Annotated in this window: 16 protein-coding genes; 9 read left to right on the plus strand and 7 right to left on the minus strand. The window is 70.8% G+C overall.

The genetic code is table 11. The features are described 5' to 3' along the window. The first annotated feature begins 371 nt into the window (after nucleotides 1-371). A complete protein-coding gene (locus ACY34M_RS20715) occupies nucleotides 372-821 on the plus strand; it encodes a PTS sugar transporter subunit IIA (protein ID WP_462719709.1) in 450 nt (149 codons plus the stop codon). A gap of 74 nt (nucleotides 822-895) precedes the next feature. After that, a complete protein-coding gene (gene ptsP / locus ACY34M_RS20720; protein WP_462719708.1) occupies nucleotides 896-2,566 on the plus strand; it encodes a phosphoenolpyruvate--protein phosphotransferase in 1,671 nt (556 codons plus the stop codon). A 97-nt stretch (nucleotides 2,567-2,663) separates the two neighbouring features. Here ptsP and ACY34M_RS20725 read toward each other — a convergent pair whose 3' ends face one another. Together ACY34M_RS20725 and ACY34M_RS20730 are read right to left on the minus strand one after the other, a co-directional pair. Further along, complete coding sequence (locus tag ACY34M_RS20725) at nucleotides 2,664-3,566, minus strand: hypothetical protein (RefSeq protein ID WP_462719707.1); 903 nt, start codon at nucleotides 3,564-3,566, stop codon at nucleotides 2,664-2,666. A 96-nt stretch (nucleotides 3,567-3,662) separates the two neighbouring features. Then, nucleotides 3,663-5,636: an acetoacetate--CoA ligase gene (locus ACY34M_RS20730; RefSeq protein WP_462719706.1), complete on the minus strand. Its 1,974-nt coding sequence runs from the start codon at nucleotides 5,634-5,636 to the stop codon at nucleotides 3,663-3,665. A gap of 213 nt (nucleotides 5,637-5,849) precedes the next feature. On the opposite strand from ACY34M_RS20730, the gene ACY34M_RS20735 reads away from it, so the two are divergent. Beyond that, complete coding sequence (locus ACY34M_RS20735; RefSeq protein ID WP_462719705.1) at nucleotides 5,850-8,210, plus strand: glycoside hydrolase family 31 protein; 2,361 nt, start codon at nucleotides 5,850-5,852, stop codon at nucleotides 8,208-8,210. Nucleotides 8,211-8,255: 45 nt separating this feature from the next. Here the strand turns inward: ACY34M_RS20735 and ACY34M_RS20740 are convergent, their stop codons facing one another. Then, entirely contained in the window at nucleotides 8,256-8,792 is a 537-nt protein-coding gene (locus tag ACY34M_RS20740; RefSeq protein ID WP_462719704.1) for an NUDIX domain-containing protein, read from the minus strand. Nucleotides 8,793-8,863: 71 nt separating this feature from the next. On the opposite strand from ACY34M_RS20740, the gene ACY34M_RS20745 reads away from it, so the two are divergent. Further along, a complete protein-coding gene (locus tag ACY34M_RS20745) occupies nucleotides 8,864-9,676 on the plus strand; it encodes a M15 family metallopeptidase (protein ID WP_462719703.1) in 813 nt (270 codons plus the stop codon). A 483-nt stretch (nucleotides 9,677-10,159) separates the two neighbouring features. Here the strand turns inward: ACY34M_RS20745 and ACY34M_RS20750 are convergent, their stop codons facing one another. Then, the gene (locus ACY34M_RS20750) at nucleotides 10,160-10,519 is read right to left on the minus strand and encodes an STAS domain-containing protein (RefSeq protein ID WP_462719702.1); all 360 of its coding nucleotides are present in this window, start codon (nucleotides 10,517-10,519) and stop codon (nucleotides 10,160-10,162) included. Between the two features lie 364 nt (nucleotides 10,520-10,883). Between ACY34M_RS20750 and ACY34M_RS20755 the strand changes: the two genes are divergently transcribed. The 5 genes from ACY34M_RS20755 (at nucleotide 10,884) to glpK (ending at nucleotide 16,893) form a co-directional block, all read left to right on the plus strand. Next, nucleotides 10,884-11,342: a Zn-ribbon domain-containing OB-fold protein gene (locus ACY34M_RS20755; RefSeq protein ID WP_462719701.1), complete on the plus strand. Its 459-nt coding sequence runs from the start codon at nucleotides 10,884-10,886 to the stop codon at nucleotides 11,340-11,342. Beyond that, a complete protein-coding gene (locus ACY34M_RS20760; protein WP_462719723.1) occupies nucleotides 11,339-12,529 on the plus strand; it encodes a lipid-transfer protein in 1,191 nt (396 codons plus the stop codon). The genes ACY34M_RS20755 and ACY34M_RS20760 overlap by 4 nt, the downstream gene beginning before the upstream one ends. A 96-nt stretch (nucleotides 12,530-12,625) precedes the next feature. Continuing rightward, the gene (locus tag ACY34M_RS20765) at nucleotides 12,626-14,275 is read left to right on the plus strand and encodes an EAL domain-containing protein (RefSeq protein WP_462719700.1); all 1,650 of its coding nucleotides are present in this window, start codon (nucleotides 12,626-12,628) and stop codon (nucleotides 14,273-14,275) included. Nucleotides 14,276-14,588: 313 nt separating this feature from the next. Further along, complete coding sequence (locus ACY34M_RS20770) at nucleotides 14,589-15,332, plus strand: MIP/aquaporin family protein (RefSeq protein WP_462719699.1); 744 nt, start codon at nucleotides 14,589-14,591, stop codon at nucleotides 15,330-15,332. Nucleotides 15,333-15,375: 43 nt separating this feature from the next. Continuing rightward, complete coding sequence (glpK, locus tag ACY34M_RS20775) at nucleotides 15,376-16,893, plus strand: glycerol kinase GlpK (protein WP_462719698.1); 1,518 nt, start codon at nucleotides 15,376-15,378, stop codon at nucleotides 16,891-16,893. 100 nt (nucleotides 16,894-16,993) lie between these two features. On the opposite strand, the gene ACY34M_RS20780 is transcribed toward glpK, so the two are convergent. From ACY34M_RS20780 to ACY34M_RS20790, 3 genes are read right to left on the minus strand one after another with little or no spacing between them, the layout of a single operon-like run. Further along, the gene (locus ACY34M_RS20780; protein ID WP_462719697.1) at nucleotides 16,994-17,596 is read right to left on the minus strand and encodes a GTP-binding protein; all 603 of its coding nucleotides are present in this window, start codon (nucleotides 17,594-17,596) and stop codon (nucleotides 16,994-16,996) included. Then, the gene (locus ACY34M_RS20785; RefSeq protein WP_462719696.1) at nucleotides 17,577-21,242 is read right to left on the minus strand and encodes a hydantoinase B/oxoprolinase family protein; all 3,666 of its coding nucleotides are present in this window, start codon (nucleotides 21,240-21,242) and stop codon (nucleotides 17,577-17,579) included. Before ACY34M_RS20785 ends, ACY34M_RS20780 begins: the two co-directional genes overlap by 20 nt. A 54-nt stretch (nucleotides 21,243-21,296) precedes the next feature. Further along, entirely contained in the window at nucleotides 21,297-21,692 is a 396-nt protein-coding gene (locus ACY34M_RS20790) for a DUF742 domain-containing protein (protein ID WP_462719695.1), read from the minus strand. Between the last annotated feature and the right edge of the window lie 9 nt (nucleotides 21,693-21,701).

The raw sequence follows: 21,701 nt of genomic DNA on the forward strand, positions 1-21,701 counted from the left end.
ACTTGACGCGTGCCTTCAGGAATTCCGCTTTCGCGGCCCTTTCGGCGAGGTCAAACACTATCAGTCTTTTCTCGGCCCGCTGACCACGCCTCTGCAGACATGCAGAATTACGGTTCGCATTGCAACTTAGGACTTGATAGATGCTGCCGGGGTGTTGGACGCTCAGTTGCGTCGGCTGCCCCCAGGCAGGGGTACGACAGTACATCGGGCCCGAGCTTCGGCGCAAATCGTTTGCCCGCGGCCTCTACGTCCGCCAACCGGGACCTCTCGTAGGGAACCGGGACTTTTTATGACTTACGCTTCTGATCAGTACGCCGTCCAGGACAGGCAGTGACGGCGACCCTGAATCTCCGCCCCCTGGGAGGCTTGCCATGACCAGTGTGACGTCCCCGCTCACCGGACGCGCCATCGGGCTCTCCGCCGTTCCTGACCCGGTGTTCTCCGGTGCGATGGTCGGCCCCGGCTCCGCCATTGACCCCGCGCGCGAGGCGTCTGACGCTGTTGCCCCGGTGGACGGCATCGTTGTGTCCCTTCACCCGCACGCCTTTGTCGTCGTGGATGAAGAGGGCCACGGCGTGCTGACGCACCTGGGTATCGACACCGTCCAGCTCAACGGCGAGGGCTTCGAGCTGCTCGTCAACAAGGGCGACACCGTGCAGCGCGGTCAGTCCGTGGTCCGTTGGAACCCGGCCGCCGTCGAGGCCGCCGGCAAGTCGCCGATCTGCCCGGTCGTCGCCCTTGAGGCCACGGCGGAGTCTCTCTCCGACGTGGTCGAGGACAAGGACATCAAGGCGGGCGACGCCCTCTTCGGCTGGAAGTGACACGCTCCGTCACGGACGGTCGGCAGGACAATCAACGCGGCGGCAGCGCTCGTCGCACTATCGGAGACGGTGAGATGGAGACAACGCTGCGAGGCGTCGGCGTGAGCCACGGTGTCGCGATCGGCGAGGTTCGGCACATGGGAACGGCGGTGCTCGAGCCGCCGGCCAAGCAGATTCCGGCCGAGGATGCGGAGCGCGAACAGGGGCGCGCCCGCCAGGCCGTCGAAGCCGTCGCGGCCGACCTGATGGCGCGCGGCAACCTGGCCGGTGGTGAGGCCCAGGCGGTGCTCGAAGCACAGGCCATGATCGCCCAGGACCCCGAGCTGATCGCGGACGTCGACCGTCGTATCGCCGTCGGGAGCACCGCCGAGCGCGGTATCTACGACGCGTTCTCGCACTACCGCGAGCTCCTCGCCGGTGCCGGTGAGTACATGGCGGGCCGCGTCGCGGACCTCGACGACGTGCGGAACCGCATCGTGGCCCGGCTTCTCGGCGTGCCCATGCCCGGCGTTCCCGACAGCGACAAGCCGTACGTGCTCATCGCGCGCGACCTCGCGCCCGCGGACACCGCACTTCTCGACCCCACTCTCGTGCTCGGTTTCATCACCGAAGAGGGTGGGCCGACCAGCCACAGCGCCATCCTGGCTCGCGCCCTGGGCGTGCCGGCCGTCGTGGCGCTCCCCGGTGCGGGCGAGCTGGCCGAGGGCAGCGTCGTCGCTGTCGATGGCAGCACCGGTGAGATCTTCGTGGACCCCAGCGCGGAGAAGCGGAGCGCGATGGAGGCCGCGGCCGCCGAGCGGAAGGCCGCACTGGCCGCCTCGACCGGTCCCGGTGCCACGTCCGACGGCCACAAGGTCCCGCTGCTCGCCAACATCGGCGGCCCGGCGGACGTGCCCGCGGCGGTCGAGGCGGGTGCCGAGGGTGTCGGTCTCTTCCGTACCGAGTTCCTCTTCCTGGACGACAGCAAGAACGCGCCGTCCGAGGAGAAGCAGGTCGAGGCGTACCGGCAGGTGCTCGAGGCGTTCCCCGAGGGCCGTGTCGTCGTGCGCGTCCTCGATGCGGGCGCCGACAAGCCGCTGGACTTCCTGACGCCCGGCGACGAGCCGAACCCGGCTCTGGGCGTGCGGGGTCTGCGGACGCTGCTCGACCACCCCGAGGTGCTGCGCACGCAGCTGACCGCGTTGGCCAAGGCCGTCGAGGGGCTTCCCGTCTACCTCGAGGTCATGGCGCCGATGGTGGCCGACCGTGCCGACGCCAAGGCGTTCGCCGATGCCTGTCGTGAGGCCGGGCTGCAGGCGAAGTTCGGTGCGATGGTGGAGATTCCGTCTGCCGCGCTGCGTGCCCGGTCGGTGTTGCAGGAGGTCGAGTTCCTGTCGCTCGGCACCAACGACCTGGCCCAGTACACGTTCGCCGCGGACCGTCAGGTGGGCGCCGTGTCGCGTCTGCAGGACCCGTGGCAGCCCGCGCTGCTCGACCTGGTCTCGCTGTCCGCCGAGGCGGCGAAGGCCGAGGGCAAGAGCTGTGGCGTCTGCGGTGAGGCCGCGTCCGACCCGCTGCTCGCGTGCGTCCTGACCGGTCTGGGTGTCACCTCGCTTTCCATGGGTGCGGCTTCGATTCCGTACGTGCGGGCGACGCTCGGCAAGTACACGCTGGCCCAGTGCGAGCGCGCGGCTGCCGCCGCGCGGGCCGCGGAGTCCGCCGAGGAGGCGCGCAGCGCCGCTCAGGCCGTGCTGTCCGGCGAGTGACAGCGCAGGATTGACCGCGCGCCGGCGGTCACCAGCAGTGCCTTCGAAGGGCGCTCCGTCTGTGGGCGGGGCGCCCTTCGCGCGTGCCCGCGGGGTTTCAGTGGCGATGCCTCCCGTCGGGTTGCGTGTCGTCCACTTCTGGTGCGGTGCAGTAGTTGACTCCTGGCTCCGGAGCGGAGAGGTCCCCCGAGTCCGCGTCGGTGCAGTAGGCGTCGAAGACCCGTCCCGCTGGGATCGGCTGGAGTCGCTCGTCCTTCAGGTGCCAGCCGTGGATCCGGTCCTCCTCCCCCGTGACCGAGCTGCGCACGATGACCGCGCTGGCGCGACGAGTGACGATCGCCAGGGCCAGGATCGCCGTGACCTCCATGGCCGCGGACTCGTCGACCTTGACCGTGTCGGCTTCGGAGGCGCTCACGTGGAGCACGGCGTGCAGTGACTCCCGGTCGGTGAGCACGCTGCACACCCAGTGGTGGGTGCCTTCCCCGATCGCCTCGATCACCCGGGCGACCAGGTACGAGGCCCTGGTAAAGGCCATCCGTCCGATGTCCTGACCGCAAGTGACGCACAGGCCCGTCCGGGACAGGACGGATGTCGCGTACTCCCAGGTCGCCTGGCGGACGGCCTCTTCGACCAGCTCGGGGACGAGGTCGGCCATGGGCTGCCCCTGGTAGGCGACTGCGGGGCCGGTCGTCGCGAGTTCCGCGGTGAATCGGGTGCGGCTGGCCGCGGTGTCCGGGTCCAGGCCCTCCGACCGGCAGAATTCCGTGAACTCGGCCGGGTCGAAGAGCGTGACCGAGGTGAACCCGCCTGCCAGGGCCAGGGATTTGAGGAGTCCTTCCACCTGGCGCAGGTACGTCGTGTGATCGTCGAAGGTGAAGCTGCGGTAGCGCCGCATCGCCGCGAAGTCCTGCTCGTCGGCCAACAGACCGATCGTTCCCACCACTTCACGGCGCAGGACGCGCCGCATGCCGACCTGCCTGCTGGGTTGTGTGTGCCCCATGATTCCCCCTGAGTGCGCTCGAACGATGCTCACTCAGAGTAATCATGGGCACTGACAACGCGACTTTCGGTGACAGCGGGCCGGCGGCTTCGGAGGTCAGGCCCGCTTGCGGGCGATCTCCTCGTAGAACTTCAGGAGTTCGAGGTTGTCGATGGAGCCGGGGTTGACGGCCTTTTCCAGCGGGGTTCCCTGGAGCAGGCGCTTGACGGGTACCTCGATGCGCTTGCCGGTGAGGGTGTGCGGGACTCCGGGGGCTTCGATGACCTCGTCGGGGACGTGGCGCGGCGAGAGCTGTTCGCGGATGACCTGCTTGATGCGGGAGCGGAGCGCGTCGTCGAGCACGGCGCCCGGCGCGAGGTGGACGAAGAGGGGCATCCAGTAGCCGCCGTCGGGCTGTTCCAGGCCGATGACGAGCGACTCGCGGATCTCGGGGAGACGCTCCACGGCCTCGTAGATGTCGGCCGAGCCCATCCGGACGCCCTGGCGGTTGAGGGTGGAGTCGGAGCGGCCATGGATGACGACGGAGCCGCGCGAGGTCAGCGTGATCCAGTCTCCGTGGCGCCAGACTCCGGGGTAGGTGTCGAAGTAGCTGTCGTGGTACCGGCTGCCGTCGGGGTCGTTCCAGAAGCGGATCGGCATGGACGGCATGGGGTTGGTGACGACGAGTTCGCCGACCTCGTCGGTCAGCGGGTTGCCCGCGGGGTCCCAGGCCTGGAGGTCGGTGCCGAGGCCGGGGGCCTGGAGCTCGCCGATGTTGACGGGGAGCGTGGGTACGGCTCCGGCGAAGCAGGAGCAGACGTCGGTGCCGCCGCTGACGGAGGCGATCCACAGGTCCTCGCGCACCTCGTCGTGGAGCCAGCGGAAGCCGTCGGGCGGGAGCGGGGAGCCGGTGGTGGCGACGCACTTGATGCGGGAGAGGTCGTGATCGCGCGAGGGGTGCACGTCGGCCTTGCGGCAGGCCATGACGTACGCGGCGGAGGTGCCGAAGAGGGTCGCTCCGGTGCGCTCGGCGACCGCCCAGGTCGCGCCGGTGTCGGGGTATCCGGGGCTGCCGTCGTAGGTGACGATCGTCGTGCCCGTGAGCAGGCCGGACGCGAGGAAGTTCCACATCATCCAGCCGGTGGACGTGTACCAGAAGAAGCGGTCGTCCGGGCCGAGGTCGCAGTGCAGGCCGAGCTGCTTGAGGTGTTCGACGAGGATGCCGCCCTGCGACTGCACGATGGCCTTGGGCAGGCCCGTCGTACCGGAGGAGTAGAGAACCCACAGGGGGTGTTCGAAAGGCACGTCTTCGTAGACCGGTGCCACGTCCGCCGAGGTGAGGTCCGACCATTCCAAGGCGCCTTCCGGGGCCTTGGTGCCAAGGAGCGGGATGTGCACGACCGCGCGCAGGGTGGGCAGCTCGGAGCGGAGTTCCCGTACGGTGTCGCGGCGGTCGTGCTCCTTGCCGCCGTAACGGTAGCCGTCGACCGTGAACAGGACGACGGGCTCGACCTGCTGGAAGCGGTCCAGGACGCTGCGTGCGCCGAAGTCGGGGGCGCAGGAGGTCCACACGGCTCCGACGGCGGCCGTGGCGAGCAGGGCGGCGACGGCCTCGGGGATGTTGGGCAGATAGCCGCTGACGCGGTCGCCGGGGCGCACGCCGAGGGCCCGCAGCTCGGCGGCCAAGGAGCCGACCTGCCGGCGCAGCTCAGCCCAGGTGACGGGGCGGGGTTCGTGGGTCTCGTCGACGTGGATGATGGCGGCGGTGTCCGCGCGCGCGGGGTCCTCCGCCGTGCGCAGGGCGTGCTCGGCGTAGTTGAGGGTGGCTCCGGGGAACCATTCGGCGCCCGGCATGGCACGGTTGCCGAGCACGCGCGCGTAGGGGTGCGTGAAGCGCACGTCGAACCACTCGGTGACGGCTTTCCAGAAGGTTTCGAGTTCGGTGACCGACCAGCGGTGGAGCGCCTCGTAGCCGCCGTCCGCGGGCGCGCCGTGCTGCTCGGCCGCCCAGGCCTGGAACCGTGTGATCTGGGCGTCTGCGATCTGCTGCCGGTTGGGCTGCCAGAGCGGTGACGGGTTCACGGTGGACATGATGCGGCTCCAGGAAGTACGTGCGGCGTGTGTGTCCCGGGCGCGCACCGCGGAGAGTGCGCAGGACACGGCTGACAGGACGATGCCACGTGATCGACTTCGGCACCAGGGTGTATCCCACATAGTCGGCCTCTTGTAGATGTGCTGGCACCACGGGTGAACGGCAGTTGAACGCGGCACGCACGCGTGCGCCGCGGTGGCAGGGTGAGCAGCATGGATGGTCGTGACGTGGTGCGCTTGGCGAAGGCGGTCTCCGCCGTGGGATCGGGCCGGGGTTTGCGCGCCGTGCGGGCGTCGTGGCGGCATCTGCGCGCGGACTCCGAGGGACTGCCGCGGCGCGGGATCGAGCGGGCGCGTGTGCCCGGCTCCGTGGTCGGGGCGACGCCCGAGCCGGGCGGCGGTCTTGTGCGGTTCACGCGATCCCGGTTGCGCATCACCGTCACGGTGAGCGGCGCCCTCTTCTGGGGCTGGGACGGCGCCGAGCCTGAGCCTTCGTACGCGATGGACGGGGTCTGTCCGGAGGCGGATCCGCGGGCGGTGCTCGAGCCGGACAAGGACGGCGGCTGGCGGGTGGTGTCCGAGCGGGTGACCGTCGTGGTCTCGCGGCACGGCGCCCTGGAGGTGCGTACGCCGGGCGGGGTGCTGCTGCGCCGTGATCTGCCGCCCCGGTGGTGGGAGTCGGAGGAAGGCGGTGAGGCCCGCTGGGCGCAGCGGTCCAGGGTCGCCCCGGACGCGCGCTTCTTCGGCCTCGGGGGGCGTGCGTCGGGCCCGCGGCTGCGTGACGGGACGTACCGGTTGTGGAACACGGATCCGGGCGGTTCGTTCGGTCGGCAGGACGATCCGTTGTCGCTCACGATGCCGGTGCAGGTGGTGGTCGCGGACGCCGGTACCCATCTGGTGTTCCACGACAACACGTGGGACGGCGCCGTGAGTCTGCGCGAGGGCAGCGAGGGCGCGGGCTCGGGGCACGACTGCGCCGGCACGTCCGAACTGCGCATGGAGGGTGGCCCGCTGCGCTGTTGGGTGGTGGTGGGCACACCCGCGCGCGTGCTCCACGTCTGGTCCCAGTTGACGGGTGCTCCGGTCGTGCCGCCGGGCTGGGCGCTGGGTCACCAGCACGCGCGTGGGGACTTCGGGAGCGAGCAGGAGGTGCGCCGCGTCGTGGCCGACTACAGGGAGCGTGATCTGCCCCTGGAGGCCGTTCATCTGAACGTCGGCCATTTCTCGGCGCGGCAGGACTTCACCGTCGACCGTGAACGGTTTTCCTCCCTGCCCCGGCTGGCAGAGCAGCTGCGCGGCGAGGGCGTTCGGTTGGTGTCCGCGGTCGACCCGGCGGTCAAGGCGCGGACGGGCGACGCGCTGTACGACGGTGGGCAGGCGATCGACGCGTTTGTGCGGGACGCCGCGGGGCGCCCCGTGCGCGGAGTCGTACGGCCCGGTGAGTCGATGTACCCGGACTTCACGGCGGAGCGGGTGCGCAAGTGGTGGGGCGGCCTGTACGAGGAGCGGCTTGCGCAGGGTTTCTCGGGCTTCTGGCACGACAGGAACGAGCCGGTGGCCCTCGCCGCCTTCGGTGAGCCCACGCTCCCCCGTTCGTCCCGTCACGCGGTCGAGGGGCGGGGCGGCGATCATCGGGAGGCGCACAACGTGTACGCGCTGTGCATGGCACGGGCGGGCTACGAGGGGCTGCGTGAACTGCAGCCTCAGGAGAGGCCGTTCCTGCTCTCCCGGTCCGGCTGGGTGGGTTTGCAGCGCTACGGAGGGACGTGGTCCGGGGACGTCGCCACCGGGTGGGCAGGGCTGCGTTCGTCGCTCTCCTTGGTGATGGGGCTGGGGTTGTGCGGGGTGCCGTATTCGGGGCCCGATGTCGGCGGGTTCGACGGGAGGCCGTCACCGGAGCTGTTCCTGCGCTGGTTCCAGCTGGGCTCCTACATGCCGCTGTTCCGTACGCACTCGGCGCTGCGGGCGGCGGGCAGGCGCGAGCCCTGGTTGTTCGGGCAGGAGGTGCTCGGGCACGCGCGCGTGGCGCTGGAGGAGCGGCGCCGTCACCACCCGTACTTCGTGACCCTGGCTCATCTCGCCCGGCGCACCGGTGCCCCGTATGTGCGGCCCTTGTGGTGGGGCGCTCCGGAGGACCGGGCTCTGCGGGACTGCGAGGACGCCTTCATGCTGGGTGACTGCCTGTTGGTCGCTCCTGTCCTGGACGAGGGAGTCGACCGCCGCACCGTGCGGCTGCCGCCGGGGCGCTGGTACGACACGGCGACCGGCGAGGCCTTCGACGGGCCCGGACAGATCACGGTGGACGCGCCCTTGTCGCGTGTTCCGGTGCTCGTGCGCGGCGGGTCGGTGCTTCCTGTGCGCGATCCGGGCGGCGGCATCGTCCTGGAGGCGTGGGCGCCGGCTCCGGGGCGTACGGGCGGCGGCCACGCGGTACGGGACGCCGGGGACGGCTGGGAGGAGCCGGAGGTCGAGCGGTTCCGGGTGCGTTGGGGCAACGGGCGTGTGGTCGTCGAGGCGGACCGGGAGGGCGGCGAGGCCACACCGCCGTACCCGGTGCGCGTGCGCGGTCTGTGAGCGCTCTTCCGCGAGCTGCAGATACTCGGGCTACCGGGATTCGGGCTACGGGTAGCGGCCTTCGAACCAGGCCTTGACCGCCAACGTATGCAGGGGGAATGCCAGTTCGGTCGGGCGGCGCAGGAGGTGCCAGCCGTCCGTCTCGTCGGTGGCCTCGCTGGCGGGCAGGAACCCCGCCGGCCGCTCGGGCAGCAGGCCGAAGAGCAGGAGATGGCCGTCCGGGGCGCTCATGGCGTCCACGAGGCGTACGTCGCGCGCCGCGGCGACGATGCCGGTCTCCTCCTGGAGTTCGCGGACGACGGCGTGCCGCCAGTCCTCCCGGTCGTCGACGAAGCCGCCGGGCAAAGCCGGCTCCCCGCGCGCGGGGGCGATGGTCCGGGTGATCGCGACGAGCGCCGTGCCGACCGTGTCGTACACCGGTTGCAGGGCGACGGCCACCGGCAGCGGATTGCGGTAGGCGACGGAGTCGCAGGCCCGGCAGGTGCGGGGCCAGCCGCGCACCTCGGCCCCGTAGGCGGCCCCACAGCTCGAACAGTGGGAATCCGGAACGGGGTTGACCGTGGAGGACGTTGATGCGGACACGGCGCGGACTGTATCCGATCACTCGGTCGCGGTCTTCCCCGGCGTGCCCCGCGCCTGATAGACGCTGATCCATGACTCGCGCTTCCACCGCTCTGCGGAAACTCGCCGTCCTGTCCGCCGCCGCGCTTCTCGGCGTGGCCGCCGCCCCCTCGGTCGCCCATGCGGCGCCCGAGCCGAAGGCGCCCAAGGAATTCGTGGCACTGCACGACGTGGATCCCACGATCATCCAGGAAATGCGCTACTTCACCGAGCACGACTTCATGGGGGAGCCGGTCGACGGCTACAAGAAGCCGATGTGCGTCGTCACGAGACCTGCCGCGCAGGCGCTCCACAAGGCGCAGGTCGCCTTCCTGAAGGAGGGCTACTCCTTGAAGGTCTACGACTGTTACCGACCTCAGCGCGCGGTCGACCATTTCGTCCGCTGGGCGAAGGACCTCGACGACCAGCGGATGAAGGCGGAGTTCTATCCGCGGGTCGACAAGACGCGCCTGTTCGCGGACGGTTACATCGCCGAGAAGTCGGGCCACAGCCGTGGCTCCACGCTCGATCTGACCGTGGTGAAGCTCCCCGCCCGGCCCACGCGCCCCTACGTGCCCGGAGAGAAGCTCACGCCCTGCTATGGGCCGAAGGCGGAACGCTTCCCCGACAACTCGCTGGACATGGGGACCGGGTTCGACTGCTTCGACCCTCAAGCGGGGCAGACGGGGGAAGCCACGATTACGTCGAAGCAGTTGGCGAACAGACTGTTCCTTCGGAACAGTCTGGAAAAGCAGGGATTCGTGAACCTCCCGGAGGAGTGGTGGCACTTCACCTTCAAGCCCGAGACGTTCCCGGACACCTACTTCGACTTCCCCATTTCACAGCGGTCCCTCGCGGGCCGCTGAAGGCCCGGCATGACCTGAACATGCGGGGGCACTCGGGAGAATCGGGGACGGCCGCCGCCGGCGCGAGAGGTCCGCGACGGCTGTCGGGCGCGAGGGGCGCCGGCTCCCCCATCGCCTCCTCGCGCGGGTGCCCGCTGCGGCAGCGGGGCGCGGGAGTTCCCCCGCGGCAGTCGCGCAGTGGGGCAGGGGCCGGGGTCGCGTCGTGAGTCGGCGCAGCGCGGCCCCGGCGGGCTCTTGCATCCCGTCTTCAGCCGCCCTGGGTTCACGCGCCGTCAGCATTCGGTTACAGTGCGAATTGGCCGCGATTGGACAGCGGCTGAATCATGGCTTGCAGCCGCCCTGAAGTCGCCCCCACGCCGACCGCGCGCGGCTCAGTACGCATCCCCAGCGGCCCACTCCCCTTGGGGTGGCCTCCCGCACACCCCGGGCCGTCGGGGGCCACGAGCGCGAAAACGCCCGCTGGGGAGTCCGGCCGACTCGCGCTCACGGCCGCCGCCGGGGCCGGTCCCACTCCTTCGGCCTCCGGCGGCGGCCGCCCTCCACGCCAGGGTCGTGCAGGGGCAGCAGATCCCGCAGGCCGCTGCCGTGCAGGGCGAGTTGAACGCAGTGGCTCGGGCTGACCAGGGTGAGGCTGCCGCCGGCGTGGTGAACGGCCTGGCGGATCCCCAGGAATGTGAAGAAGCTGGCGCGGTCGCAGCGGGTCACCGCGGACAGGTCCACGAGCAGATGCCGGCTGCCCTCGGCAAGAACCTGGGAGGTGAGCTCACAGAACGCCGGGATGCTGCCCGTGTCGAGCTCACCCTCCAGAGCAAGGGTCATGAAGGCGCTGGGGCGGACGGGCATGCGCCTCAAGAACATCCGCGAGCCGGCATCCCACTGGCTCCATTCAGCTTTCACGGCCGTCTCGCCCGAACGGCGGCCCGGCGAAACGCCGCGCACTGGTCGACCTCCGTCGCCGCATCATTCCTCCCGACGCCTCCAACGGGACAATCACAGGAATCGTGCCACTGATGAACATCAACTTCCGGCACGGACAGGCGACGTCACTCTCACGATACCCAGTGGTAGCGCAGGCTCACGCGCCAGGATTGACGCCCCCGGCGCCACATCTCCGCATACGGTCCCGGTTCTGCGGGACCCCTGCCGTCGCCCGGCTCCCCGTGCCACACTTCTGACGTTCCGTCAGATTCAGTGCCGGGGAGGAACTGTGGCGCGTACACGCACACCTGTCGTGGTCGACTGGTTCACCGAAGAGGGTGACGACTTCCGCCTCCTGGGCACACGCTGCTCCGCGTGTGCGTCGGTGTTCTTCCCGCGCGAGGACGCGGCTTGCCGCAATCCCGCGTGCGCGGGCGGCGATCTGGTCGAGTTGCCGCTGTCGCGGCGCGGACGCGTCTGGTCGTACACGGACGCCAGGTATCGACCACCGAAGCCGTACGTGTCCGACGAGGAACTTCCCTGGCAGCCCTACGCGTTGATCGCTGTGGAGCTCGAGGCGGAGCGTCTGGTCGTGCTCGGACAGGGGGCTCCAGGCGTGTCCGTGACCGATCTCGCGGTCGGCATGGAGGTGGAAGTCGTACCGGGCGTGCTCAACGAGGAGGGGGACGACGAGACCGGGACGACGTGGACGACGTGGCACTGGCGGCCGACGGGGGTGACGGCATGACGGGGGACGTGGCGGTTCTCGGCGCGGGCATGCACCCCTGGGGGAAGTGGGGGCGCAGCTTCGTCGAGTACGGGGTGGCGGCGGCGCGGGCGGCGCTCACGGACGCCGGGGTCGACTGGCGGGATGTGGGCTCGATCGTCGGCGCGGACACGGTGCGCGGCGGTTATCCCGGCTATGTGGCGGGAGCGACGTTCGCGAAGGCCCTCGGGTGGCAGGGCGCGCGCGTGGCCAGCGTGTACGCGGCCTGCGCGTCGGGTGCGCAGGCGGTCAACACCGCGCGGGCGCAGATCCTTTCGGGGATGGCGGACGTCGTGCTCGTGGTGGGCGCCGACGCCGCACCCAAGGGGTTCTTCAAGCCCGCGGGCGGCGACCGGCCCGACGATCCCGACTGGTTGCGCTTCCGTGCGCTCGGGGCGACCAACCCGACGTACTTCGGCCTGTACGCGCGCCGGCGCATGGCCGTGCACGGCGACACGTTGGAGGACTTCGCCCGGGTCAAGGTGAAGAACGCGGCCTCGGGCGCGCTGAACCCGAACGCGCGCTACCGCAAGACGGTGACGCCCGAGGAGGTCGCCGCCTCCGCCGTGGTCGCCGATCCGCTGCGCCTGCTCGACATCTGCGCCACGTCGGACGGCGGTGCGGCGCTGGTGTTGTCCAGCATGGAGTTCGCGCGGCGGCACGGAGCCGCCGACCCTGTCCGCATCCGGGCCGTGTCGACGGTGACGCCGACGTATCCGAACACCGTGCTCGACCTCCCGGACATCGCCACGGACTCGGCCGCCGGCGTCGCCCCCGAAGGTCCCGCGTTCCGTGCCTCGATCGCCCGCGCCGCCTACGAGGAAGCGGGGATCGGCCCCGAGGACCTGTCCCTGGCGGAGGTCTACGACCTGTCCACAGCCCTGGAGTTGCAGTGGTACGAGGACCTCGGGCTCTGCGGCGAGGGTGAGGCCGCGAAGCTGCTGCGGGACGGCGCGACCGCCCCCGGCGGCCGAATACCCGTCAACAGCAGCGGTGGACTCGCATCCTTCGGGGAGGCGGTTCCGGCACAGGCGATCGCCCAGGTCTGCGAGCTGACCTGGCAGCTGCGGGGCGCGGCGGGCGACCGGCAGGTGGCGGGGGCCAGGGCCGGGATCACGGCCAACCAGGGCCTTTTCGGTCACGGCTCGTCGGTCGTGGCGGTGCGTTGACCACCGCAGCCGTACGCAGCGTGGCGGCACGGGAATGCTGCGTGAACAGCGTGTGAACCGGCCCTGGTGGCGCCCGCGTGAGGCCATCATGCTGGCGTGCACACCTGGTCGGACAGCCTCCGCTTCGCCTTCCAGCCCGTGGTCAATCTGGCCACGGGTTCGGCTGCGGCCCTGGAGATACTCGCCCGCCCCGAGTCGGGTGACGTGCTCGCGCGGGCGCATCGCGAGCCCGAGCTCGACGGGGACCTCGCCGCGTGGGCGATCCGGGACGCCGCGCGCCGCGAGGCCCTGCTGCCGCTGCATGTGAACGTGTTCGCGGGCACGCTCGCCGACCTGGGCGGGCTCGACGCGCTGCGGCGCGCGGTGCGGGACGTGGGCCGGCTGCCGTGGGAGGTGACCGTCGACGTGGGCCCGCCGTTCACGCACGTGCCGCACCGGGCTCTCCTGGAGGGCGTGGCCGCGCTGCGCAAGGAGGGCTTCCGGATCTGTGCCGACGGTGTGGGCGACGGAGACGTCCCCCTGCGACTGCTCGACGACCTCGCACCCGACCTGATCAAGCTCGACGCCTCGCTGCTGTCGCGCGGGGCCACGGTGCGGGCCATGCGGACGCTGTGCGAGGAGCTCGGCGCGCTGCTCGCCGTCGAGGGAGTGGAGACCGAGACCCAGTGCCTGGCGGCCCGGCACGCGGGGGCACAGCTCGCGCAGGGCAACCTGTTCGCGCCGCCGTCCCGGTTGCCGATCTCCGAGGTGTACATGCCCGAACTGCCGCCGGCGACGGGCACGTCGCGGACGACCGGGCCGCCGGTGCGGGACTTCGTACGGCCCGCGGCGCTGCTGCCGGAGTCGGCGTCCGCGGAGCAGGTGCGGCGGCGGCTGACCGGGGCGGCCGAGGTGTCCGGGGTGCTGCTCGTCGACGCGGCCGGGGTGCCGGTGCGGTCGGTGCAGCGGGACCGCTTCCTGCTGTCGCTGTCCACGCGGTACGGGCACGCCCTGTACGCGGACCGGCCCGCCGCGCGGCTCGGTGACCGGCCGCGCACGGTGGGCGTCACCGCGACGGCCTGGGAGGTGCTCGACGTGGTGGCGGACGGCGAGCACACCCGTACCGCCGACGACGTCGCCGTGGTGGACGACAACGGGCGGTGCGTGGGCGTCGTACGCCTCACCGACCTCGTACGGGCGCTTGCCGAGAGCCGGGTCGAGCAGGCCGCAGGGCTCAACCCGCTGACGCGGCTGCCGGGTTCGGACGCCGTGACGGGCGAGCTGGACCGCTGGGTGGCGCACGGGCGGGGCTTCGCCCTGAGCTGGCTGGACATCGACGGGTTCAAGCAGGTCAACGACGGTGCGGGCTTCGCGGCCGGCGACGAACTGATCCGTTCGGTGGGACGGGCCCTCGCGCGTACCGAGTCGGAGGCCGTGCGGGTGGGGCACATCGGAGGCGACGACTTCCTGGTCCTGGCCGACCCGGAGTTCCTCGATCCGCTGGCGGCAGCGGTGCTCGACGCTCCCTGGTCGGCGGGCGGCAGGGCCGTGACGCTGTCGCTGGCCACGGTGGTGTGCCCGACCGGCAGCGTGGCCGACCACCGGCAGGCGGCCGCACTTCTCGCTCCTCTTAAGAAGGCCGCGAAGGCGCTCTCCGGGGCGAGTTGGGTGTGCGGCCGGGCGGGGCGCGAGGATTTCGACGTGCGCCGCGGCGCCCGCGCCACGGCTTGTGCACCCGACCGGAGGGGAGCGTCCGCCCCCGGTTAACCGTTGCCGTCCGCGACCTTGACGCTCCAGTACCGCCGGTGAACACTTCCGAATGTCAGTCGGCATCGCCGCAAATCGGCCCACCGCTGCTCGGGGCCCCACCTGCCCCAGGTGTGCTCTCCTGCTGGGTTGTGGCAGGTCAGGGCCGTTCCCCCACCTGTGGTTCCGGCTGAGTGGGCACGCTCGTCACGGATGCCGGGCGGGGCGCGGGTCTCTCCCGCCTTCGGTTGCCGTGGTTCGGAACCAGCCATGGAAACGCACCCTGCACGGAGGACCGGGGAGCACTGCCCCGGGCGAGGGCCTAGGAGCCGCCATGAGCAACGGAGACATCTTCGTCGGTGAGGTCATCGGCACCGCCATCCTGATCCTGTTCGGCGGTGGAGTCTGCGCCGCCGTCACCCTGAAACACTCCAAGGCGAAGGCTTCCGGGTGGGTCGTCATCGCGTTCGGCTGGGGCTTCGGCGTGCTGGCCGGCGCGTACACGGCCGCTCCGCTGTCGGGCGGGCAGATCAACCCCGCGGTCACCATCGGCATCGCGATCGACACCGGCAAGTGGGACAAGGTCTGGATCTACCTGCTCGGCCAGATGGTCGGCGCGATGATCGGCGCCGTCCTCACCTACCTGGTCTATCTCGCGCAGTTCAACGCCAACGTCGACTCCGCCGACGGGTCCGCGGAGGACGGTCCGACCCCGACGCTCGGCATCTTCTCGACGATCCCCGAGATCCGGAACATGGCCGCGAACCTGATCACCGAGATCATCGCGACGATCGCTCTGGTGCTGCCCATCCTCGCGTTCGGACTCACCAAGGGGCTCGGCGAGTCCGGCATCCAGGTACTGGTCGTGTCGCTCCTGGTCGTCGGCATCGGTCTGTCCCTGGGCGGGCCGACGGGTTACGCGATCAACCCCGCCCGCGACCTGGGCCCGCGCATCGTGCACCAGCTGCTGCCCATTCCCAACAAGGGGACGTCCGACTGGGGTTACGCCCTCGTCCCGGTCGTCGGGCCGCTCATCGGCGGTGCGCTGGCGGGGGTCATCTACAACGCAGCGTTCTGAAGCGCAGAAGCAGTCTCGACCGTCTTCTTACGAAGGGGTAGCCATGCCCGACACTTCCGTGAAGTACGTCGCCGCCATCGATCAGGGCACCACCTCGAGCCGCTGCATCATCTTCAACCAGGACGGCGAGATCGTCGCCGTCGACCAGCGCGAACACCGCCAGATCTTCCCCAAGCCGGGCTGGGTCGAGCACGACGCCACCGAGATCTGGTCCAAGGTGCAGGCCGTGGTCGCGGGGGCCATCGCCAAGGCGGGGCTGCGCGCGGACCAACTGAGCGCCCTCGGGATCACCAACCAGCGCGAGACGACGGTCCTTTGGGACCGGGCCACCGGCAAGCCCGTGCACAACGCGATCGTGTGGCAGGACACGCGCACGTCGGCGCTGTGCAACGAGTTGGGCGGCGCCGACGGGCAGGACCGGTTCCGCGAGACGACGGGACTGCCCCTGGCGAGCTACTTCTCCGGGCCCAAGGCGGCCTGGCTGCTCGACAACGTGCCGGGCCTGCGGGCCAGGGCGGAGCGCGGGGAGCTCGCCTTCGGCACGATCGACTCGTGGCTGATCTGGAACCTCACCGGCGGCACCAACGGCGGCGTGCACGTCACCGACGTCACGAACGCCGGGCGCACCATGCTGATGAGCCTGGAGACCCTCCAGTGGGACCCCTCGATCCTGTCGGCGATGAACGTCCCGGAGTCACTGCTCCCCGAGATCCGTTCGTCCGCCGAGGTGTACGGCACGGCGGTCGGTCAGCTGGCCGGTGTGCCGGTGGCCTCGGCCCTCGGCGACCAGCAGGCGGCCGTGTTCGGGCAGGCCTGCTACGACACCGGAACCGCCAAGAACACCTACGGGACGGGCAGTTTCCTGCTGCTCAACACCGGCAACCGGCCGGTGCCCTCGAAGAGCGGCCTGCTCACCACCATGGGGTACAAGATCGGCTCCGAGGCGCCCGTGTACTGCCTCGAAGGGTCGATCGCGATCACGGGCGCCCTGGTGCAGTGGTTCCGCGACCAGCTCGGCATCATCAAGACCGCCGACGAGATCGAGACGCTCGCGGCGAGCGTGGACGACAACGGCGGGGCCTACATCGTGCCCGCGTTCTCCGGTCTGTTCGCTCCGTACTGGCGTTCCGACGCACGCGGCGTGGTCACCGGCCTGACCAGGTACGTCACCAAGGCGCATCTCGCGCGTGCCGTCCTGGAGGCGACGAGCTGGCAGACCCGTGAGGTCGTCGACGCGATGTACCAGGACTCCGGGGTGCAGATCACGACCCTGAAGGTCGACGGCGGCATGACCAAGAACAACCTGCTCATGCAGCACCAGGCCGACGTCCTGGGCGTGCCGGTGATCCGCCCCAGGGTCTCCGAGACGACGTGCCTGGGCGCCGCGTACGCGGCCGGGCTCGCGACGGGCGTGTGGAACGACCTGGACGAGCTGAAGGCGCACTGGCAGCGCGACGCCGAGTGGACCCCCGCGATGGAGGCGGACGTCCGGGACCGCGAGTACCACAACTGGCGCAAGGCCGTGGAGAAGAGCTTCGGCTGGCACGAGGACGGCGCGTAGACCATCTCCCCACGCGCGTAGTGGCGTTCAGCCCTCCACGCGCGCGTACGCGGCGGTTCGGACCCCGGTCGGTGGGGGTCCGGGCCGCCGCGGCGCGTGCTCAGGTCGCCGCGGGCTGCCTGCGCTCGGCCGCCGTCGCGGCGTGCCCGACGACGCCGATGAGGAGCTCCTTCACCGACTCCTTGTCGCGCGCGTCGCCCAGGATCACCGGCACCTCGGGGTCGAGGTCGAGGGCCTGCCGGACCGCGTCCTCGGGGTAACGGTCGGCGCCCTCGAAGCAGTTCACGCCGACGATGAACGGTATGGAGCGCTTCTCGAAGTAGTCGACAGCGGCGAAGCAGTCCTGGAGGCGGCGGGTGTCCGCGAGGACGACGGCCCCCAGGGCGCCGGTCGCCAGCTCGTCCCACAGGAACCAGAAGCGGTCCTGTCCCGGCGTGCCGAACAGGTAGAGCACCAGGTCGTCGCGGAGTGTGATCCGGCCGAAGTCCATCGCCACCGTGGTGGTGTTCTTGTGCTCGATGCCCTCGATGTCGTCGACGGGGCGGCCCGCCTCCGTCAGAAGTTCCTCCGTGCGCAGCGGCCGGATCTCGCTGACCGCGCCGACCAGAGTCGTCTTGCCCACACCGAAGCCGCCGGCCACCAGGATCTTGAGCGTCACCGGCTCGACGGGTGCTTTGCGGCGCTCAGAACGCCCGAAGATCATGGCTTGTCTCTCCTGCCTCACTGGTGTCGCTGTGTCGGGTGCTGCTACCCGTTCCTGGCGGCCCGTAGCCGCCCCCTCCGGGCGTTTCGACGACGAGTACGTCTCCGGGGGCCACGTCGGCCGTGTCGCTGCCGTCGAGGCGGGTGACGGTGCCGTCCACGCGCTCCACGAAGTTGGCGCCGAGCGCTCCGGGGGCGCCACCCGCCATCCCGTAGGGCGGCACCCTGCGGTGCTGGGTCAGCGTGGAGACGGTCATGGGCTCACGGAACCGGATGCGCCGCACGGCCCCGTCGCCACCCCGCCAGCGGCCCGCTCCCCCGCTGCCGCGGCGCACCGCGAACTCCTCCAGGAGGACGGGCAGCCGCCACTCGAGAACCTCGGGGTCGGTGAGCCGGGAGTTGGTCATGTGGGTCTGTACGACGGGTGCTCCGGGGAAGCCGTCGCCCGCGCCGGAGCCGGAGGCCACCGTCTCGTAGTACTGGTGGCGCTCGTTTCCGAAGGTGACGTTGTTCATGGTGCCGGATCCCTCGGCCTGCACGCCCAGGGCCCCGTAGAGGGCTCCGGTGATGGCCTGTGACGTCTCCACGTTGCCCGCGACGACCGCGGCGGGCGGCTGGGGCGAGAGGAAGGAGCCGGGCGGCACGACGATGTCCAGCGGGCGCAGGCAGCCGTCGTTGAGCGGGATGTCGTCGCCCACGAGCGTGCGGAAGACGTACAGGACGGCGGCGTTGACCACGGCGAACGGGGCGTTGAAGTTCGTGGGGAGCTGGGCGGAGGTGCCGGTGAAGTCGACGGTGGCGCGGCGCCACGCGCGGTCCACGCCCACGCGCACACGGATCACCGCGCCCGCGTCGGTCTCGTAGGCGAACTCGCCGTCCTCCAGGGCGTCGATGACGCGTCGTACCGATTCCTCGGCGTTGTCCTGTACGTGCTTCATGTAGGCGAGCACGACGTCCAGGCCGAAGTTCTCGATCATGCGGGCGACTTCGTCGACGCCCTTCTGGTTGGCCGCGATCTGGGCGCGCAGGTCGGCGAGGTTCGTCTGCGGATTGCGGGAGGGGTGCGGCGCCCCGGTCAGCAGGCGCAGCGTCTCCTCCTCGCGGAACCGGCCGGCCTCCACGAGCAGCCAGTTGTCGAAGAGCACGCCCTCTTCGTCGATGGTGCGGCTGTTCGCGGGCATGGAGCCAGGTGCGATGCCGCCGATCTCGGCGTGGTGGCCGCGCGAGGCGACGTAGAACAGGATCCGGTCACCGTCCGTGTCGAAGACCGGGGTGATCACGGTGACGTCGGGCAGGTGCGTGCCGCCGTGGTACGGGTCGTTGACGGCGTACGTGTCGCCGGGGCGCATGGTCGTGCCGCGGCGGCGGACGACCTCCTTGACGCTGGTGCCCATCGAGCCCAAGTGCACGGGAATGTGCGGGGCGTTGGCGACCAGGCTGCCGTCGGGATCGAAGAGGGCGCAGGAGAAGTCCAGGCGTTCCTTGATGTTGACGGACTGCGAGGTCGACTCGAGGCGGGCGCCCATCTGTTCGGCGATCGACATGAAGAGGTTGTTGAAGACCTCCAGCATCACCGGATCGATTTCCGTGCCGAGATCGGAACTCTCCGTAATCGCCGAGCGTTCCATGATCAGGTGGCCGTCGTCCGCGAGGGCCGCCTGCCAGCCCTCGTCGACGACGGTCGTGGCGCCGTCCTCGGCGATGATCGCCGGTCCCCGCACCTGCTCACCGGGCGGGAGTTGGGCCCGGTGGTGGAGGGGCACGTCCCGCCAGGCTCCACCGGTGTGGAGGTGGACGGTGGCGGGGGCGGCCGGGGTCGTGGCGCGGGGTGCGAGGTGGGAGAGATCGGGGGGATCGGTCAGGCCAGTGGCTTCTACGGAGAGTGATTCGACGACGAGCGGTCGGTCCAGGGTGAAGGAGTAGTGAGCGCGATGGCGTTCTTCGAAGGCGCGGGTCATGACGTCGGGTTCGGCGAGTTCCACGGTGAGCGCGGTGTCCGTGCCGTCATAGCGGAGCTGGGCCCTGCGCACGATCCGCATGCGCTCCTCCGGGACGTCCTCCGCGCGCAGTTCCTCGCGTGCGGCGCTCTCCAGGTCGTCTGCCGTCTTGAGGATGTGCGGCATGGAGGAGGCGTCGACGGCCGCTTCGACGGACTGTTCCCGCATGGCCGTGGTGTCGGCGAGCCCGATCCCGAGCGCCGAGAGGACTCCGGCCATGGGCGGTACGAGGACCGTCCTGATGCCGAGCGCGTCGGCGACCTTGCACGCGTGCTGGCCACCCGCACCACCGAAGGTGGTGAGGGCGTAGCGCGTGACGTCGTGGCCCTTCTGCACGGAGATGCGCTTCACGGCGTTGGCGATGTTCGCGACGGCGACCTGGAGGTAGCCCTCGGCGACCTGCTCCGGGGTGCGGTCGTCGCCGGTCCTCTCGCGGATCTCGGTGGCAAGCGCGGCGAAGCGGTCGCGCACGAGGCCGTCGTCGAGCGGCTGGTCGCCTTCGGGGCCGAACACGTGGGGGAAGTAGGCCGGTTGGACGCGGCCGAGGGCGACGTTGGCGTCCGTGACCGTGAGCGGGCCGCCGCCGCGGTAGCAGGCCGGTCCGGGCACCGCGCCGGCCGAGTCGGGGCCGACCCGGTAGCGGCTGCCGTCGAAGTGCAGCACCGAGCCGCCGCCCGCCGCGACGGTGTGGATGTCGAGCATGGGCGCGCGCAGCCGCACTCCGGCGATCTGCGTGGTGAGGACGCGCTCGTACTCGCCCGCGAAGTGCGAGACGTCGGTGGAGGTGCCGCCCATGTCGAAGCCGATGACGCGGTCGAAGCCGGCGCGCTCCGACATCCGGGCCATGCCGACGATGCCGCCCGCGGGGCCGGACAGGATGGCGTCCTTGCCGCGGAACTGCCCGGCCTCGGCGAGCCCTCCGTTGGACTGCATGAACATCAGCCGTACGTCCGGGAGTTGCTCGGCGACCTGCTGCACGTAGCGGCGCAGGACGGGCGACAGGTAGGCGTCGACCACGGCCGTGTCGCCGCGCGGCACCACCTTCATGAGCGGGCTGACCTCGCTGGACAGCGAGATCTGCGGGAATCCGACGCGCGCGGCGAGGGCGCCGATCTCCCGCTCGTGCTCCGGGTGGAGGTGGCTGTGCAGGCAGACGACGGCGACGGCGCGCATGCCGTCCTCGTAGGTGCGGCGCAGCTCGGTCTCGAGGGAGCCGAGGTCGAGCGGGGTGATCACCTCTCCCCCGGCGTCCACGCGCTCGTCCACCTCGATGACGCGCTCGTGGAGCAGTTCGGGAAGCTCGATGCGGCGGGCGAAGATATGGGGCCGGTTCTGGTAGGCGATCCGCAGGGCGTCGCGGAAGCCGCGCGTGATGACGAGGGCGGTCGGTTCGCCGCGGCGCTCCAGGAGGGCGTTGGTGGCGACGGTGGTGCCCATGCGGACGGCGTCGACGAGCTCGCCGGGGCCGCTCCCGGAGGCCTGCGCCGCGTCGTCGCCGAGGAGTTCGCGGATCGCGTGGACCGCCGGGTCGGCGTAGCGCGAGGGGTGGTCGGAGAGCAGCTTGTGCGTGACCAGGCGGCCGTCGGGCCGCCGGGCCACGACGTCCGTGAAGGTGCCGCCTCGGTCGATCCAGAACTGCCAGCCTGCCACGTGTGCCTCCCGCCGTACGCCCCGTTCCTGTGCCCTGCAGGCTCCGCTGTCGGATCAGAGCGCTCTGAGGCCGTCGATCACGTCGCGGAGAATACCCGCGTCGGGCAGCTCGGCCGGTGGGACGGGCCGGGTCACATGGACCAGTTCTTCGTCGACGAGATCTCCGATGAGCACGCGGACCACCCCGATGGGGAGGTCGAGCTCCGCGGCCAGCTCGGCCACGGACTGCGGGCTGTCCTGGCAGAGCCCGACGATGTCGACGTGTTCCGGCGACAGCGTCTGGTCCCTCGCCACGTCGCCCTCACGCCGTTCGGCGACGACGACGGCGATCAGGTCGAGCCGGTGCTGGGCGGCGCTGGTGGTGCGGCCGCGCGTCATGGCGTACGGGCGGACGACGGGGCCCGCGTCGTCGTCGAACCAGTGATGCGTCTCCTGGCCGTCTGGTCTCATGCCAACCCA

Source organism: Streptomyces sp. EDA2-14 (genome assembly GCF_054963755.1).

Bases quoted from the DNA above. Each gene is read 5' to 3' on its own strand.
- ACY34M_RS20730 (WP_462719706.1), bottom strand. From the start codon at position 5,636: ATGTCCACCGTGAACCCGTCACCGCTCTGGCAGCCCAACCGGCAGCAG.
- ACY34M_RS20790 (WP_462719695.1), bottom strand. From the start codon at position 21,692: ATGAGACCAGACGGCCAGGAGACGCATCACTGGTTCGACGACGACGCG.
- ACY34M_RS20750 (WP_462719702.1), bottom strand. From the start codon at position 10,519: ATGCCCGTCCGCCCCAGCGCCTTCATGACCCTTGCTCTGGAGGGTGAG.
- ACY34M_RS20760 (WP_462719723.1), top strand. From the start codon at position 11,339: ATGACGGGGGACGTGGCGGTTCTCGGCGCGGGCATGCACCCCTGGGGG.
- glpK (WP_462719698.1), top strand. From the start codon at position 15,376: ATGCCCGACACTTCCGTGAAGTACGTCGCCGCCATCGATCAGGGCACC.
- ACY34M_RS20780 (WP_462719697.1), bottom strand. From the start codon at position 17,596: ATGATCTTCGGGCGTTCTGAGCGCCGCAAAGCACCCGTCGAGCCGGTG.
- ACY34M_RS20715 (WP_462719709.1), top strand. From the start codon at position 372: ATGACCAGTGTGACGTCCCCGCTCACCGGACGCGCCATCGGGCTCTCC.
- ACY34M_RS20770 (WP_462719699.1), top strand. From the start codon at position 14,589: ATGAGCAACGGAGACATCTTCGTCGGTGAGGTCATCGGCACCGCCATC.
- ACY34M_RS20735 (WP_462719705.1), top strand. From the start codon at position 5,850: ATGGATGGTCGTGACGTGGTGCGCTTGGCGAAGGCGGTCTCCGCCGTG.
- ACY34M_RS20745 (WP_462719703.1), top strand. From the start codon at position 8,864: ATGACTCGCGCTTCCACCGCTCTGCGGAAACTCGCCGTCCTGTCCGCC.
- ptsP (WP_462719708.1), top strand. From the start codon at position 896: ATGGAGACAACGCTGCGAGGCGTCGGCGTGAGCCACGGTGTCGCGATC.
- ACY34M_RS20725 (WP_462719707.1), bottom strand. From the start codon at position 3,566: ATGGGGCACACACAACCCAGCAGGCAGGTCGGCATGCGGCGCGTCCTG.